The organism is Segatella copri (genome assembly GCF_026015295.1).
Taxonomy (GTDB): domain Bacteria; phylum Bacteroidota; class Bacteroidia; order Bacteroidales; family Bacteroidaceae; genus Prevotella; species Prevotella copri_C.
The window spans coordinates 3,668,288-3,684,757 of record NZ_JAPDUW010000001.1 but is presented as its reverse complement, the minus strand read 5'-3'; the positions used below and the strand labels follow the sequence as shown (position 1 = coordinate 3,684,757).

Annotated in this window: 13 protein-coding genes; 10 read left to right on the top strand and 3 right to left on the bottom strand. The window is 44.4% G+C overall.

All coding sequences use genetic code 11. The features are described from left to right. The first annotated feature begins 179 nt into the window (after nt 1-179). The 9 genes from ONT18_RS15315 (at nt 180) to ONT18_RS15275 (ending at nt 10,353) form a co-directional block, all read left to right on the top strand. Entirely contained in the window at nt 180-2,078 is a 1,899-nt protein-coding gene (locus ONT18_RS15315) for an LptF/LptG family permease (protein WP_264906574.1), read from the top strand. Nucleotides 2,079-2,106: 28 nt separating this feature from the next. Next, nucleotides 2,107-3,318, top strand: coding sequence for a bifunctional 3,4-dihydroxy-2-butanone-4-phosphate synthase/GTP cyclohydrolase II (locus ONT18_RS15310; RefSeq protein ID WP_264906572.1), 1,212 nt, complete (start codon nt 2,107-2,109; stop codon nt 3,316-3,318). Nucleotides 3,319-3,430: 112 nt separating this feature from the next. Beyond that, nucleotides 3,431-4,624 carry a pyridoxal phosphate-dependent aminotransferase gene (locus ONT18_RS15305; RefSeq protein WP_006849146.1) on the top strand — a complete coding sequence of 398 codons (1,194 nt, stop codon included), beginning with the start codon at nt 3,431-3,433 and terminating at the stop codon, nt 4,622-4,624. Nucleotides 4,625-4,878: 254 nt separating this feature from the next. Continuing rightward, nucleotides 4,879-5,715 (top strand): MotA/TolQ/ExbB proton channel family protein, encoded by an 837-nt coding sequence (locus tag ONT18_RS15300; protein WP_022120095.1) that lies wholly within the window; start codon nt 4,879-4,881, stop codon nt 5,713-5,715. Between the two features lie 30 nt (nt 5,716-5,745). Next, the gene (locus ONT18_RS15295) at nt 5,746-6,390 is read left to right on the top strand and encodes an ExbD/TolR family protein (protein WP_022120094.1); all 645 of its coding nucleotides are present in this window, start codon (nt 5,746-5,748) and stop codon (nt 6,388-6,390) included. Then, nucleotides 6,391-7,038, top strand: coding sequence for an ExbD/TolR family protein (locus ONT18_RS15290; RefSeq protein WP_022120093.1), 648 nt, complete (start codon nt 6,391-6,393; stop codon nt 7,036-7,038). A 33-nt stretch (nt 7,039-7,071) separates the two neighbouring features. Next, nucleotides 7,072-7,920 (top strand): energy transducer TonB, encoded by an 849-nt coding sequence (locus ONT18_RS15285; protein WP_218434902.1) that lies wholly within the window; start codon nt 7,072-7,074, stop codon nt 7,918-7,920. Nucleotides 7,921-7,924: 4 nt separating this feature from the next. Further along, complete coding sequence (locus ONT18_RS15280; RefSeq protein ID WP_118200629.1) at nt 7,925-8,890, top strand: PstS family phosphate ABC transporter substrate-binding protein; 966 nt, start codon at nt 7,925-7,927, stop codon at nt 8,888-8,890. A gap of 41 nt (nt 8,891-8,931) precedes the next feature. After that, the gene (locus tag ONT18_RS15275; RefSeq protein ID WP_264906566.1) at nt 8,932-10,353 is read left to right on the top strand and encodes a tetratricopeptide repeat protein; all 1,422 of its coding nucleotides are present in this window, start codon (nt 8,932-8,934) and stop codon (nt 10,351-10,353) included. A gap of 198 nt (nt 10,354-10,551) precedes the next feature. On the opposite strand, the gene ONT18_RS15270 is transcribed toward ONT18_RS15275, so the two are convergent. Then, nucleotides 10,552-10,719 (bottom strand): 4Fe-4S binding protein, encoded by a 168-nt coding sequence (locus tag ONT18_RS15270; RefSeq protein WP_022120089.1) that lies wholly within the window; start codon nt 10,717-10,719, stop codon nt 10,552-10,554. Nucleotides 10,720-10,942: 223 nt separating this feature from the next. On the opposite strand from ONT18_RS15270, the gene ONT18_RS15265 reads away from it, so the two are divergent. Further along, nucleotides 10,943-11,689, top strand: coding sequence for a porin family protein (locus tag ONT18_RS15265; RefSeq protein ID WP_118139904.1), 747 nt, complete (start codon nt 10,943-10,945; stop codon nt 11,687-11,689). A gap of 82 nt (nt 11,690-11,771) precedes the next feature. Here ONT18_RS15265 and ONT18_RS15260 read toward each other — a convergent pair whose 3' ends face one another. Beyond that, entirely contained in the window at nt 11,772-13,910 is a 2,139-nt protein-coding gene (locus ONT18_RS15260; protein ID WP_264906562.1) for a family 43 glycosylhydrolase, read from the bottom strand. 118 nt (nt 13,911-14,028) lie between these two features. Further along, a complete protein-coding gene (locus tag ONT18_RS15255; RefSeq protein WP_437183731.1) occupies nt 14,029-16,452 on the bottom strand; it encodes a glycosyl hydrolase family 95 catalytic domain-containing protein in 2,424 nt (807 codons plus the stop codon). Between the last annotated feature and the right edge of the window lie 18 nt (nt 16,453-16,470).

Below are 16,470 nucleotides of genomic sequence, written 5' to 3'. Positions count from 1 at the left end.
CAAAAAAAGTTTTATTTTCTCATTTTTCTCACATTCCTGCCCCACTTTCACCTAATTATATATATAAAAAAAACGAAAAATAAAGGTTTTCTTATTTTTTTATATTACCTTTGCACGCTGAATAACAGACCTGCTATTATTTTAAATAAAGAAAAGGTCTGAAACAACAGAATATTGAAATGCTTAGAATTAAGAAATTAGACATATTTATTGCCAAGCAGTTTGGTCTCCTTTTCATGGGAACTTTCTTCATCTGCCAGTTTGTGCTGATGATGCAGTTCTTATGGAGATATATTGATGATCTCATCGGTAAGGGACTCACGATGGACGTGATGGCTCAATTTTTCTGGTACATGGGTCTGATGCTCGTACCACAGGCCCTGCCTTTGGCTATTCTCCTGTCTTCACTCATGACGTTCGGTAATCTCGGCGAGAGTTCGGAACTTACAGCCATCAAGGCTGCCGGCATTTCACTGATGCAAGCTTTCCGCTCACTTATCGTCATCACCGTCATCATCATGTTTGGCTCATTCTATTTCCAGAACAATGTGGGACCTAAGTCGAACATGAAACTGGCACAACTTCTGATTTCCATGAAACAGAAAAGCCCGGAACTGGAAATTCCGGAAGGAATCTTCTATGATGGTATTCCAAACTGCAACCTTTATGTGCAGAAGAAGGATTTGAAAACCGGAAAACTTTACGGCATCATGATTTACCGCATGACCGACAGCTATGAAGATGCCGCCATCATATTGGCAGACTCTGGCATGCTCCAGAGTACTGCGGAGAAGAAGCATCTTGTTCTGAGCCTATACAGTGGAGAATGGTTTGAGAACATGCAAAGCAGTGCACTTGCCAATACTGCTGCCGTACCATACAGACGAGAGACTTTCGTTTCAAAAAAAATCATTCTCGACTTTGATGGAGACTTCAGTATGACCGATGCAGCTTCGCTTTCAGGAAATGCGAAGGGTAAAAGTCTGGAGAAAATCAACCACGACATCGATTCGCTCAACCAATTATATGATTCAATCGGAAGAATCTACCTGAACGAAGCCAACGTGAGATTCTATGGAGGTGCACAGCGCATCAACAAGAAGGACTCTCTCAAAGAAATCAAGAAGGGCGAAAAACTCAATTTCGACACCTTATATAATAAGTTGCCACAGGACAAGAAGCTCATGGCGGTAAACCAGGCACAGTCTACCGTACAACAGGAGCTTTCTGACCTTGATTTCAAATCGATGTCAACGAGCGATGCAGACTACATGATAAGACAGCACAAGATTGAGGCTATCAACAAGTTCACTCTAGCCCTTTCGTGTCTCATATTCTTCTTTATCGGAGCGCCATTAGGAGCCATCATCCGAAAAGGAGGACTGGGTTTCCCTGTCGTCATCTCCGTACTTGTGTTCATCGTCTTCTTTATCCTCGACAATACAGGATACAGAATGTCAAGAAGCGGAATGTGGGCCATCTGGTTCGGTAAAGGTCTTGCACCGGCAGTATTGACGCCTTTGGCTATCTTCGTAACCTACAAGGCAACCAATGACTCTTCCGTATTCAATATGGATGTTTACAAAGAGTTCTTCATGAAACTGCTCGGTTTACGACAGAAACGCCATTACTTCGGCAAGGAAGTCATCATCACCGACCCGGACTATCAGGCGGATGCAGAGAAACTGGAAAGAATCAACCAAGACATCACCTTATATAATAAGGAGCACAAACTGGTTCATCTTCCAAACGTCATCAATGTATTCTTCAAATACGAGCCTGATCATGAGATAGAAAGAATCAATGCAGAATTGGAAGAGGTAATAGAAGATTTGACCAACACCGCCAACAAGTATATCCTGCACGACATGAACCAATATCCGGTTCTTTCTGTCAAGGCACATACACGCCCATTCGAGCGGAAATGGCTCAACATCATTGCAGCCATCATTTTCCCTGTGGGCACACTGCTATATTTGAGAATGTGGCGATTCCGACTGCGCTTGTTCCGTGACCTCAAGGTCATCAGTCAGACCAATACGGACATCATCCAACGGATTAGAGAACAGAAAAAGTAAAATGTAACTATATAATAAGGTATCAAACATGTCAGAAATCAAATTAAATAGCATCGAAGATGCAGTAAAAGACTTCAAGGAAGGAAAGTTCGTCATTGTTGTTGATGACGAAGACCGCGAAAACGAAGGCGACCTCATCATTGCCGCAGAGAAGATAGACGCAGAAAAAGTAAACTTCATGCTGAAACACGCAAGAGGTGTACTCTGTGCCCCTATCACCCTGAGCCGCTGCGATGAGCTCGACTTGCCTCATCAGGTTTCAGAGAACACCTCTGTATTGGGAACACCATTCACCATAACCGTAGATAAACTGGAAGGCTGCTCTACCGGTGTTTCTGCACACGACCGTGCCGAAACCATCAAAGCACTTGCCAACCCGAATTCTACCCCACAGACTTTCGGCAGACCGGGTCACATCAATCCGCTCTACGCACAAGATAACGGAGTATTAAGAAGAAGCGGACACACAGAAGCAGCCATCGATCTTTGTAAAATGGCAGGCCTCTATCCAGCAGGCGCACTTATGGAAATCATGAATGAAGACGGTACCATGGCACGTCTGCCAGAACTGATGAAGATGGCAAAAGAATGGAACCTCAAGGTTATTTCTATTAAAGACATGATAGAATACCGACTCAAGAAAGAATCACTCATCGAAGTGGGCGAAGAGGTTGACATGCCTACAGAATACGGCCACTTCCGCCTCATTCCGTTCCGCCAGTCTAGCAATGGTCTGGAACACATGGCACTCATCAAGGGAGAATGGAAAGAAGACGAACCTATCCTGGTCCGTGTTCACTCTTCTTGCGCTACTGGCGACATTCTGGGCAGCAAGCGTTGCGACTGCGGTCAGCAACTCCACAAGGCCATGCAAATGATAGACGAGGCAGGAAAGGGAGTTGTTGTCTACATGCAGCAGGAAGGACGCGGCATCGGTCTGATGAACAAGATTGCAGCCTACAAACTCCAGGAAGAAGGCTATGATACCGTTGACGCCAATACTCATCTCGGTTTCAAGCCAGACGAGCGCGACTATGGTTGCGGTGCACAGATGCTCCGCCATCTCGGTGTACACAAAATGCGTCTGCTCACCAACAATCCGGTAAAGCGCGTAGGTCTCGAAGCATACGGTTTGGAAATCGTAGAAAATGTACCTATCGAAGTTGTACCAAACAAGTACAATGAGCGTTATCTCAAGACCAAGAGAGACCGCATGGGGCATACTTTACACCTCGGATAATAAAATTATGTTATTATTTCAATACAAAACATGAAATAATGCTCAATTTTCTTCCGAAAAAGAAATAATTTGCTTACTTTTGCACACGATAAACAAATATAAGAATAAAATTATGGCACAATTATCTGATCGTTTAAACAGATTGGCACCTTCAGCAACGCTGGCGATGTCACAGAAGAGTAGTGAAATGAAAGCTCAAGGTATTGATGTAATCAACATGAGCGTAGGTGAACCAGACTTCAACACTCCTGACAATATCAAACAGGCAGCAAAGAAGGCTATTGACGAGAACTATTCCCGTTATTCACCAGTACCAGGTTATCCTGACTTGCGAAAAGCAATTGTAGCCAAATTAAAGAACGAGAATGGTTTGGAGTACACTACCAATGAAGTAATCGTTGGTACTGGTGGTAAGCAGTGCGTCTGCAACGCTGTATTGGCACTCGTAAATCCAGGCGACGAGGTTATCATTCCTGCACCATATTGGGTAAGCTACCCACAGATGGTGAAATTGGCAGGAGGTACTCCGGTCATTGTAAATGCCGGTTTCGACCAGGACTTCAAGATGACAGCAGAGCAGTTGGAGAATGCCATTACAGAGAAGACCAAGATGCTCATTCTCTGTTCTCCAAGCAACCCTACCGGTAGCGTATACTCTAAGGAAGAGTTGGCAGCACTGGCAGAAGTACTCAAGAAGCATCCTGAAGTATTTGTGTTGGCAGATGAAATCTACGAACACATCAATTATATCGGCAAGCACCACAGCATTGCTCAGGAACCGGGCATGAAGGAGCAGGTTATCATTGCCAATGGTGTATCTAAGGCTTACGCCATGACAGGATGGAGAATCGGTTTCCTGGCTGGTCCGGAATGGATCATCAAGGGCTGCAACAAGCTCCAGGGACAGTATACCAGCGGTACATGTTCTGTCAGCCAGAAGGCAGCAGAAGCAGCCTACACACTCGACCAGAGTGCAGTAGAGGAAATGCGCGTAGCTTTCGAGCGCCGACGCAACCTGATTGTAAAGTTGGCTAAAGAGGTTCCAGGTCTTGAGGTAAACATGCCACAGGGTGCCTTCTATCTCTTCCCTAAGTGCAACAGCTACTTTGGCAAGAGCAATGGTGAGAAGACCATCAACAATTCAACCGACTTTGCCATGTACCTTCTCGAGGAAGCACATGTAGCCACCGTAGGTGGTGACGCATTCGGTGATCCAGACTGTTTCCGCATGAGCTATGCAACAAGCGACGAGAACATCGTTGAAGCTATCAAGCGCATCAAGGAAGCTTTGGGCAAGTTGAAATAAAAATGGCTTAAAGACCATTTTCAAGGGTCAAAATGTAAGAAAAATGCGAGATATTGGTATAAAATAAGCCAATATCTCGTTAAAACTTCTTAATTAGGCTGATAGTAAACTTTAATTTATTATCTTTGCCAATGCAAAATAGATAACCCAACTGTGTTTATTGACAAACGACACATTCAAGGTCTACGAAGCGAGAAAGAAAAAAAGAAAATATTAATAATTTATTAACTAATAATTTAAAAAAAAGTAAAATTATGGCAACTACAAAACAAGCAGCCCCAGCTAAGAAGTCTGAGGGCTTTCAGGGAGTAAGAGGCGCATTCTGGATCATCGTGGTATGTGCTATCATCGCATTCACATTGTTCTTCACATGGTTCGGTAACGACATGCACTTCCAGGATCCAGGTGTACAGGATCACCCAGCAGACATTTGGGGTACTATCTACAAAGGTGGTGTAATCGTACCAGTTATCCACACATTGTTGCTCACAGTGTTGGCTATGACAATCGAGCGTTGGTTGGCTCTTAAGACCGCTACAGGTAAAGGTGCTCTTCCTAAGTTCGTTGCAAACATCAAGGCAGCTTTGAACGCAAATGATTTCGCTAAGGCTGAGCAGCTCTGCAACAAGCAGCGCGGTACAGTAGCTAACGTTGTTATGGCTTCTTTGAACGCTTACAAGTCTATGGAGTCTGGTGCTAACGCATCTTTGAAGAAGGCTCAGAAGGTAGCTAAGATCCAGCAGGCTCACGAAGAGGCAACTCAGTTAGAGATGCCAACTTTGACAATGAACTTGCCTATCATCGCTACAATCGTAACACTTGGTACTTTGACAGGTCTTCTCGGTACTGTAACCGGTATGATCAAGTCATTCCAGGCCATGGGTGAAGGTGGTGGCGCTGACTCAGCAGCACTTTCTGTAGGTATTTCTGAGGCGTTGATCAACACCGCATTCGGTATCTTGACATCATGGTGTGCCGTTGTATCTTACAACACATTCACCAACAAGGTAGATAAGTTGACATACGCACTCGACGAGGTAGGTTACTCAATTGCTCAGACATACGAAGCTAACCACGCAGAAGAGGCTTAATTTTTGCTAACCCTTTAAAATTTTATCGCTATGGGTAAAGTAAAAATTAAGAAGAGTGACGTCTGGATCGATATGACGCCTATGTCAGACGTTATGACCCTGCTGCTTACCTTCTTCATGCTCACCTCTACATTCGTAAAGAATGAGCCTGTAAAGGTTAACACACCAGGATCTGTGTCTGAGATTAAGGTGCCAGAGAACGGCGTCTTGACTATCTTGGTAAGTCCAGAAAAGGACAAGGCTGGTAATCCTACCGGCGAGGGCCAAGTATTTATGAGTATTGATAATACTGATCAGTTGGGAGCTACACTGAGCACAATGACAGGAGCATTCGGCGTGTCATTGAATCCAAAGCAGATTGAGACATTCAAGAGCGAAGGTACGTTTGGTGTACCAATGAACGACTTGAGTACTTATCTGACAATGAACGCTTCTAAGCGTCCACAGTATCTCCAGACTAAAGGTATTCCTCTCGACAGTATTAAGGGCGGTATGAGCGAGTTCCAGCAGTGGGTTGACGCAGCTCGTAACGTAAACGAGGACATCAAGATTGCCCTGAAGGCAGATGCTTCTACACCTTACAAGACCGTTAAGAGAGTGATGAACGAACTCCAGGATATGGACGAGAGTCATTACTATATGATTACACAGTTAAAAAAACAGGGGGACGAATAAATGGCAAAGAAAGAAAGCAAACAAAAGAAAATGAATGTCCGCGTAGACTTTACGCCTATGGTGGATATGCTCATGCTGCTTATCACGTTCTTCATGCTGTGTACATCATTGAGCAAACCTCAGACTATGGAGCTGACTATGCCAAGTAATGATGACAACCAACCAGAGGACAAGAAGAACGAAGCAAAGGCTTCTGAGACTGTGACACTCTACGTAACAGCAGACAACAAGATTTATTATGGTGCAGGTATTCCTAAGTACGATGACCCATCATGGATCAAGGAGACTACATGGGGCAGCCAGGGCATCCGTAAGGTCTTGAGAGAGCACGCTACAGAAAACGGCACACGCCCTGTAGAAAGAATCGCACTTGCTGTCAAGGAGTTGAACATGGACCGTCAGAAGAATCCTAAGCAGTATCCTGATAGCATCTATCAGAAGAAGTTGAGCGATTTGAAGGCTGGTAACTTGAAGGACGGAAAGATTCCTACTCTTACCATCGTCATCAAGCCTACCGACAATGCTTCTTACAAGAATATGGTTGACGCTCTCGACGAAATGCAGATTTCAAACATTGGTACTTACGTCATCGATAAGATTAACGCAGACGACGAGAAACTTCTCAAGTCTAGAAACGTTAAGATGTAAGATGAGTAACAAACAATTTTAAACAAGAAAGAAATGGCAAAAATAGATCTTTACGATCCTAAATGGGTCGATATGGTTTTCGCCGGAAAGAACAAGGAGTATGGTGCATACCAGCTCCGTAAGGGTACTTCTGGCCGAAACATCAAGGCTCTTCTGATCTTGGTCATTGCTGCAGCTCTCGTGGGTGGATTCTTGGCTTGGAAAGTCATCGAACAGAAACAGGCCGAAGAACAGCAGGCATATATGGAAGCTATGGAGTTGGCTAAACTCCAGCAGCAGGCTAAGAAGGAAGAAAAGAAGAAGGAGCCAGTGAAGCCAAAGATTGAACCAAAGAAGGAGATACCTGTGGCTCGCGAAACTCAGAAGTTTACCGCACCTGTCATTAAGAAGGATGAACTCGTAAAAGAGGAAAACCAGGTTAAGCAGATGGATAAACTGGATGAAAAAGTTGCAGTCGGTACTGAAAACAAGGAAGGTGTGAAGGACCGTACAATTGAAGCTGTAAGAAGTGATATTGCAACGGTAGCTCCACCTCCACCACCAGCACCAAAACCAGAAGTTTCTACTAAGGTCTTCGATGTTGTAGAGGAGATGCCTTCATTCCCTGGTGGAAATGGAGCTTTGATGTCTTACCTTGCAAGCAACATCAAGTATCCTGTCGTTGCACAGGAGAATGGTGTACAGGGTCGTGTTATCGTATCATTCGTGGTAGAACGTGATGGTTCTATCTCTGATGTTAGGGTAGCTCGTTCAGTTGACCCTTCACTTGACCGTGAAGCACAGCGTGTCGTTAAGAGCATGCCTAGGTGGAAACCTGGTAAGCAAAACGGTTCTGCTGTACGTGTTAAGTATACTGTACCAGTTGTATTTAGATTGCAGTAATAGAATGAAAAGAACATCTTATATTTTTTTAGGTATAGGATTAACAGTACTATCAATGGCTTTCTTCTCGTCATGTGGCGAGAAGAAAGCCAAAGATGGTAGAACTGATACTCCTACTTCAGGCACAATTGAATTTGTGGCTGACGAGAGTTTGAGTCCTATCATTGACGAAGAAAGAAGTCAGTTTGAGTATGAGTTCCCAAAAGCTAAACTCAAGCCGAAGTATACAGATGAAGTCACCGGACTTCAGATGATTAAAGATTTCAAAACAGCGCTCTTGTTCACTACACGTAATTTGAAAGATAGTGAAATAGCCTACTTGAAGTCTAAAAGCAATGTAATTCCTTCTGTTTTTCCTATCGGTTACGATGGATTGGCATTTATTGTAAACAAGCAAAACAATGATACTTGTATTACGGTAAAAGATATCAAACGTATCCTTACGGGTAAGGCAACAAAATGGAGTGATATTGTGAAAGGTTCTAAGAGAGGTGACATCGAAGTTATTTTCGATAATACCCGCTCTGCAACAACCAATTATGTAGTAGACTCTGTACTGCACGGAGCTAAAATGGGTGCAAAAATCATGGCCGCAAAAACTAGTAAAGAGGTTATCGACTATGTGGATCAGAACCCAGGCTCAATCGGTGTAATTGGATCTAACTGGCTCAACGACCGCCGTGATTCAACCAACACTACATTTAAGAAGAATATTCATGTCATGCGAGTATCTATCAAAGATGTGGCAACACCATATAACAGCTGGCAACCATATCAGGCATACTTGCTGGATGGAAGATATCCGTTCGTCAGAACATTATATGCTATTGTAGTTGACCCTCACAGGGCATTGCCTTGGAGCTTCGCAAACTACATTTCAGGCCCAAGAGGTCAGCTCATTCTGTTCAAGACCGGTTTACTTCCATACAGAGGTGACATTACTATAAAGACCGTTAATGTAAAACGCTAAAGAAAAAGCTAAGAAAGAGACACATATAAAAAAGTAGAATTATGAAAGCAATTAAATATTTAGTAGCAGGTTTGCTCGTCATGGGATTGGCAGCACCTGCAATGGCACAGGATGTCAACTATAAGGACATGCTGAAACCTATAGAGACTACATTGAAGGCTGGTAATGCAGATCCTAAGGCTTTTGCCAAGGAAATCAAGGAATACCAGAAGGAGTTCAAAAAGGATCCTAAGGCATTGGTAGCTTTGGGTAACCTTCTTGCAATGAACAAGAACTATGATCAGGCTAATGCTGTTGCTGATGCTGTCATCGCTAAGTTCAAGAACTATGGTGACGCTTACATTCTGAAAGGTGACATCTATGCAATGCAGGACAATGGTGGTGAGGCTGCTACATGGTATGGTCAGTGTATGACAATGGATCCTAAGAATCCTCAGGGATACATCAGCTATTCTAACGTTTACCGTAAAATTGACCCACAGGCAAGTGCGGAAGCTTTGAACAAACTGAGAGAAATCAACCCTAACTACCCTATCGAGGCAGAAGCAGGTCACAACTTCTTCAGCGCTGGCAACTACGAGAAGGCTTATGAGTATTTCTCAAAGGCTAAGCCAAACACACTTGAAGAGTATACTCAGTACGAATATGCTTTCACAGCTTACATCGTTGGAAAGAAGGAAGAAAGTTTGAGCCTTTGCGAAAGTGGTATCCAGAAGTTCCCTAAGGATGCAGCTATGCAGGTTTTGGCTATGCGCGCTGCAGTTGACGTAAAGAACTTTGAATCCGCTCTAAAGCATTCAAACATCGTAATGAACACAGATTCTATCAAGAAAAATGCTAGTATCGTTGCTTATTATGGTTTGGCTTTGGCTGGCAACAAACAGTATAATGAGGCTATTGCTCAGTACCAGAAGGCATTGGAGATGAAGGCAGACGATCCTAAGCCATTGCAGTATATCTCTGAGGCTTACAAGGAGTTGGGCGATGAAGACAAGGCATTGGAGTACAACCAGCAGTACATGGATAAGAATCCAAATGCTGCTCCTACAGACTTCATGAAGCTTGCTGAAATCTATGTAAACAAGGCTAAGAAAGATCCAGCAAAGAAGATTGAGAACATCGACAAGGCTATCAGCGTATACGCTAAGTTAGCAGAGAAATATCCTACATTGAAGCCATTTGCTAAGCTTCAGGAGGGTAACACTGCTTTCCAGAACGAGTTGGACGACAAGGCTATTGCTGCTTATACAGAAGTAATCAATGAGCTGGAAGCAAAGCAGTGTGATGAAGATGAGCTCAGCTACCTGAAGACATCTTACCAGTATATGGGCTTCATCTATACCTACGACAAGCAGGATTTCAATACAGCTAAGCCATACTGGGATAAGCTTCTGAAGCTTGATCCACAGAACAAATTGGCTAACGATGCTTACGAGAAGGCAGGTCTCAAGCCAGGCGAATAAGCATAACATTAACTACAACATATTGGGGATTGCATCAGATATTGATGCAATCCCCTTTTAGTTTATTTGATTTGTACTATAAGCAAATAAAAGGAAATAACGATAAAACAAAATCTTTAAACAATAGAAAAAGAAAAGAGCGATTCCAAAGGAACCGCTCTCAATGTTTTATGTAACTAAAAGTATCTACCTTATAGATTAAGGAAGACTGATTGCCTCGTTAGGGCAAACATCAGCACAAGTGCCACACTCTGTGCAGAGGTCTGGGTTGATTGAATACTTATCGCCCTCAGAGATTGCACCTGATGGACACTCATCAATACATGTACCGCAAGCGATACAATCGTCACCAATTACGTATGCCATAATTATTAATGTTTAAATGTTTATAATGTTTTTGTATAATATGCTTTTAATTTGTCTTACTTCATAACATCAGGTATATTACCTAATAATTATGGTGCAAAGATAATAATAATTTCTGAAATACCTACAATTAGGTATAAGAATTTTCAAGAATTAGATTAATTTATACATAATCGAAATAAAACGGAAAGCAATATGAAGAGGAATATTCCGTTATAAATATATGAAACAGAAACTATTGACATTCATCATAAGCCTTGCCATCACAATCCAGGCTGGCGCACAGGAAAGAACGGTAGAAAACCGTCCTTATACCGATTTGCGCCCATTCCACTTCGGTGTATTAGTAGGCACCCACTTCCAGGATATAGAATTCCAGAATGCAGGACCGGTGACTTATCTTGATGCTGACGGCATTGAGCAGCAAAGCTGTGTAACAGTAGACCAGGACAGATGGGATACAGGATTTACAGTAGGTGTACTAGGAGAATTCCGTCTCAACACCCACTTCCAGCTACGCATAGCACCAGCCATGTATTTCGGTACCCGACATCTCTCCTTCTACAACATGCTGGAAAAAGATGGAGCCGGTAATCCGATCCAACAGAAACAGGAGATGAAGACGGCTTACATTTCCAGTGCCCTCGACCTGATATTTGCAGCACAGAGATTCAACAATCACCGCCCATACATCATGGCAGGAATCAACCCGATGATGAATCTGAACAGCAAGAACGAAGATTATATCAAACTGAAGAAAACAGATCTGTTCCTAGAACTGGGATTGGGGTGTGATTTCTATCTGCCTTATTTCAAACTTCGCCCTGAATTAAAATTCATGTATGGAATAACAGATACATACGATAAGAATCACATCAAAAATGTAAAAGACAAGAGTACACTTCCATATACACTATCAGCTAAGTCAGCACATAGCAAAATGATAGCACTTACATTCTATTTCGAATAATCGAACAATATCACATAAAAAAAAGAGGCAGACTCCCCACAGCGAGAGTCTGCCTCTTCTAATTTATAAAGAATAGACATCTTTACTCAACAACTTCCCATGTAAAAACACAGCCGTTCTTCATGCCGGCATCAGCACCTTGGTAATCTGCAGAATAAGGACTTCCATCCACAGGATTCTTACCCACATAACGCTGAGTCTTCAGAGAAAGCAGCATGCAGCGGTTATAAAGCATATCCTGCCATACAAACTCCTCTGCCTTGGAAGAGTCTGAAGTCAGACGAACATCACCAGATAAACCAGCACCAGCAATATAAACATATCGTCCGTCAGCCGTCTTCAAAGCAATCTTTCCCTTACCTCTATCCTCCACAACAAACTTCACCTGATTTCTCATGTCGTTCCGGTTACCAGAACTATGCATCAATCCATGTCCAGTAGCATCCATCAGACTGCCATCAGCGAGATTAGAGAATCTTATGGTCTTTCCGATAGGCAGATTGGCAGTTCTGTCTGCCATCGGCTCCTCCACCTTGAAATCATCAAAATCAGCCACACCGCCATTCAATTCCTTCTTGTTGAAAGCATAAAGTGCCACACGTACCCCCTGAAAGGTCTTCAACTGATAAGGTGAAAGCATCTGCTCACCGATATTCTCCCAGTTCTTACCATCCAGAGAATAGGAATATTGCAACTGGCTCTTGTCATAATCACCCCAAAGGCGCAACCATACTACCTTACTTTTAGCCAACGGCTTCAACACTTCCTTGTTGGTATTCTGGTCATAACATCTCAAGTTCAACCCCTTATCCGTCTTGACAACGCCCAATGAAGCGTATGGCGTATTGATGGCACCCAAACCAGCCTCATCACCTACCTTCAAGCGGGAAGCATCCAACTTTACAGATGTATAAGATACCGGTCCGATGGCACGCTGCGTCAATGTATTCTTTGCCCAAAGCAGTTGCTTGGCAGGCATGGAATGCAAACGGAGCCATCCTTTTCGCTCCTTATTCAGCGACCACATATTGTCATTCGGATTATGATTCCATTGCCAAACCGGTTTAAAAGTTTTACCCGAGAAATCATCACATCTGTCGTATGGAGCCTGTGGTGTTTTTACCATATCATTCGGTTTGAACCAGGTACGAGGCGAGCGTCCCAGGTTCTTCTCCAATCCGAAGTAAGGCCAGCCGTCAACCCAAGTGATAGGCGACAGGCACACCGTTCTTCCCACAGCATTGAAGTCCTGCATAGAAACGCCCCACCATTTCCCGTCAGGAGCCTGCACGATGCCACCCTGATGAATGGTAGCACATCCCAGGTTCAGACCATTAGGCTTGTTGTTCTGGAAATTGAAACCATCTTCCGGCAAAGGCCGACCGATTCCCATGTTACCTACGCTCCATCCCGCAGCATAACCATACGATTCACGCTCGCTAATTACGCAAGTTTCATAAGGTCCCCAGATGCTCTTGCTTCGGGCACACTGCATGCGGCCCATCGGTGAATAATCTGCAGAGAGGATATAGTACATACCATTGATTTTATAAACATGATGTCCCTCACCCATCGCATTGCCTTCAGGAATCACCACCTTGCTGCTGCCCTCTACCGGACCGCTCAAATCAGGCTTCAACTCCGTAACGGTGACGTTGCCATACTTGTGCACGGCATAAATCTTGCCATCCTCATCGAAGAGCACAGAGAGGTCGTAGATGTCGCCATTAACTTTATGATGCGTCCAAGGTCCCTTGGCACTGTCCGAGATATACACCTGCAATCCATGCCCGTTGATATTGGAGAAAATATAGAACTTTCCGTTGTGATATCGGATGGCAGGCGCCCAGATACCCTGTCCGTACGCCTCCTTGCCATTACGGAGATTGAAATCATCAGAATCATCAAAGCGGTCGAAGCAATAGGAAGAGAACTCCCAATTTACGAGATCCTTGGAATGGAGCACCACCAGTCCCGGCACACTGTGCATCGTGGTACCCGCCAGATAGTAATCCTCCCCTACTCTGATAATATCAGGGTCAGAAAACTCATCATAAAACAAAGGATTGGTAAAGGTACCATTACCATTATCAGCCGACCAAGACTTCCCTTTCAAAGTCTGTGTCAGAACATTCTTGGCTGCAGATTTTTTCTGCGCCGCAGCTCCCAAAGAACCGCTCAAAAAAGCGATGCAACAGGTTGCAAATAATAATTTCTTCATTCTCATTGATAGGTCTAAAAGATTATTATAAAAAATATTGCCACAAAAGTACGAATAATTATCCAACCTGAGGTGGACAAAATGATACTTTTATGGCAACAAATGTGATTTTATGACATTATTTAATCAGATAAGTCTTTCCTGGTTCTGTTTCCAAGTCATATTCATATACGTCAGGAATAGGAACCTTCACTCCTTCTGCTATCCGATGCTGTTCCATTACAGGCTTCACTTCTGCAGATGCAAAAAGGATATTTGGACATTTTCCTTCTGCCTTCTTCAGCTTTTTCGCCTTCAGTGGTACGTATGAGCGAAGACGCAGGATGCCTCCGATGGTGGAACGAATCTTCGCCTTCATCAGTCTGCCATTCTTCCAGTCCATATCCACCACAAAGCCGCCACGGGCACGAAGTCCCTTTACGCTTCCTTCTTTCCAGGCATCAGGCAAGGCTGGCAAGAGATGCACGGCTCCATCATGACTCTGCAGGAGCATTTCGGCGATACCGGCTGTTACTCCGAAGTTGCCGTCAATCTGGAATGGCGGATGGGCATCGAAGAGATTCGGATAGGTTCTGCCATCAGGATATTTCTTTACCTGCGCATCAGATGGCAACAGGCGAAGCATATTGCTGATGATTCTGAAAGCATGATTGCCATCGAGCATACGTGCCCAGAAGTTCGTTTTCCAACCCAGACTCCAGCCCGTAGCCTGGTCGCCACGATGCTTCAGAGTGGTGGCTGCGGCATGGAACAGTTCCGGATGAGAGAAAGGAGAAATCTGATTGGATGGATACAATCCATAGAGATGCGAAATATGGCGATGTTCATTCTTCGGATCATCCGCATCCACGAGCCACTCCTGCAACTGTCCGTACTTTCCTATCTGCATTGGCGGAATCTGAGAAATCAGCTGCTGCATCGCCTTGCGCTCAGCCTCATCAACACACAATATTTCAGAAGCCTTCACGGCACTGGTCAAGGCATCGAAGGCTATCTGGTTATCCATTGTGCAACCTGCCGTTACGGCAGTTCTCTTACCCATAGGTCCCTGTTCCGGACTCACCGACGGCACGGTTACCTTCCATTCGGTGCCCGGCAACTTCTGCATATAGTCAAGATAGAACTCTGCAGCACCTTTTATTACCGGATACCACTGCTTGAGGAAAGCCTTGTCGCCCGTATAGAGATAATGCTGCCAGAGATGGGTAGTGAGCCAGGCTCCGCCATTCGGAAACATGCCCCACTGCGCACCATCCACCGGACCAGCTATGCGCCAGATATCGGTGTTATGATGTGCCATCCAGCCACGACAGCCATACATTTCCCTAGCCGTCTGTGCTCCCGTTACGCTCAAATCCTTAATCAGCGAATACAGAGGTTCCGTGGTGTTACCGAGATTCGTTACCTCGGCAGGCCAGTAATTCATCTCCGTATTGATGTTGATGGTATATTTACTGTCCCAAGGTGCATTTTTGCTGTCGTTCCAAACGCCCTGCAGGTTTGCCGCCTGTCCACCAGGCTGGGAAGAGGAAATGAGCAGATAGCGACCATAGTTATACATCAGCGCTACCATCGCCATATCCTTGCTGCCCGCAAATTTCTCCAGGCGTTGGTTGGTAGGCAACGAAGCATTGATATCGGTTGGCAGAACCAGAGAAGAAGTAGCGAACTGCTTCTGGTAAGCCTCCACATGGCGTTTCTCCAACTGTGCATAGCTCATCAGTTTCACCTTATTTATATAGTCAGCATTGCGCTGGGCTGCATTGCCCGACACATCGTGATAGTTCACAAAATTAGTGGCAGCACTCACGATGATGGTTGCCTCGGTGCCATCCGTCCTTACATCCGCCACACATTCGGCAGTGAGAGCCGCCTTGATGCCTTCCTGGTCTTGTCCCTTCACCTTCAGCATAACCCCTGAAGGCGTTTTTTGAGTCTGATGTTCAAAAGGCGAATCCAGGGTAACATTGATATTCAAAGCCCCCTTTCTACTCGCCTTGATGTGGCTAACGATGACGCCATCAGCCAGCGAAGCAAAGGTAGTACGGGTATATCTTACGCCATCCATCACGAAAGAAGTCGTGGCAATTGCCCTCTTCAAATCCAGGTTGCGCACAAACTGCTCAGCCTTTCCCTGATTTTTCATGGTGATATGCAGATTTGCCATCGGCAGGAAGCGCATGCCATGAGGTCCAGGGATGAAGGTTTGGTTGATGAGAGCCGCCGCCTCCTCTTCCCTGCCATTGAAGATGAGTTCCCTCACCTTTGGCAGATTCTCCAGAGATTTCTTGCTATTGTTGTTATGGGGACCACCACTCCAGAATGTTTCCTCATTCAACTGGATATTCTCATCCGTGGTTCCGCCATATACCATACCTCCCAAATGAGAATTTCCTATAGGTAAAGCCTCCAACCAATGTTGGGCAGGAGCGTTATACCAAAGTCGAGTACTATTATCTATGCAACTTGTCTTAGCCATCATCTCTATCGGAAACAATAGTCCCAAGACCCAAGCCCCCAAAATCATATTATTTCTGTTCATAAAGTCAGCATTGATTAG

Excerpts from the sequence above, each read along its gene's own strand:
- ONT18_RS15305 (WP_006849146.1), top strand. The coding sequence starts at position 3,431 with ATGGCACAATTATCTGATCGTTTAAACAGATTGGCACCTTCAGCAACG.
- ONT18_RS15265 (WP_118139904.1), top strand. The coding sequence starts at position 10,943 with ATGAAACAGAAACTATTGACATTCATCATAAGCCTTGCCATCACAATC.
- ONT18_RS15270 (WP_022120089.1), bottom strand. The coding sequence starts at position 10,719 with ATGGCATACGTAATTGGTGACGATTGTATCGCTTGCGGTACATGTATT.
- ONT18_RS15260 (WP_264906562.1), bottom strand. The coding sequence starts at position 13,910 with ATGAAGAAATTATTATTTGCAACCTGTTGCATCGCTTTTTTGAGCGGT.
- ONT18_RS15280 (WP_118200629.1), top strand. The coding sequence starts at position 7,925 with ATGAAAAGAACATCTTATATTTTTTTAGGTATAGGATTAACAGTACTA.
- ONT18_RS15275 (WP_264906566.1), top strand. The coding sequence starts at position 8,932 with ATGAAAGCAATTAAATATTTAGTAGCAGGTTTGCTCGTCATGGGATTG.
- ONT18_RS15255 (WP_437183731.1), bottom strand. The coding sequence starts at position 16,452 with ATGAACAGAAATAATATGATTTTGGGGGCTTGGGTCTTGGGACTATTG.
- ONT18_RS15315 (WP_264906574.1), top strand. The coding sequence starts at position 180 with ATGCTTAGAATTAAGAAATTAGACATATTTATTGCCAAGCAGTTTGGT.
- ONT18_RS15310 (WP_264906572.1), top strand. The coding sequence starts at position 2,107 with ATGTCAGAAATCAAATTAAATAGCATCGAAGATGCAGTAAAAGACTTC.
- ONT18_RS15285 (WP_218434902.1), top strand. The coding sequence starts at position 7,072 with ATGGCAAAAATAGATCTTTACGATCCTAAATGGGTCGATATGGTTTTC.
- ONT18_RS15300 (WP_022120095.1), top strand. The coding sequence starts at position 4,879 with ATGGCAACTACAAAACAAGCAGCCCCAGCTAAGAAGTCTGAGGGCTTT.
- ONT18_RS15295 (WP_022120094.1), top strand. The coding sequence starts at position 5,746 with ATGGGTAAAGTAAAAATTAAGAAGAGTGACGTCTGGATCGATATGACG.
- ONT18_RS15290 (WP_022120093.1), top strand. The coding sequence starts at position 6,391 with ATGGCAAAGAAAGAAAGCAAACAAAAGAAAATGAATGTCCGCGTAGAC.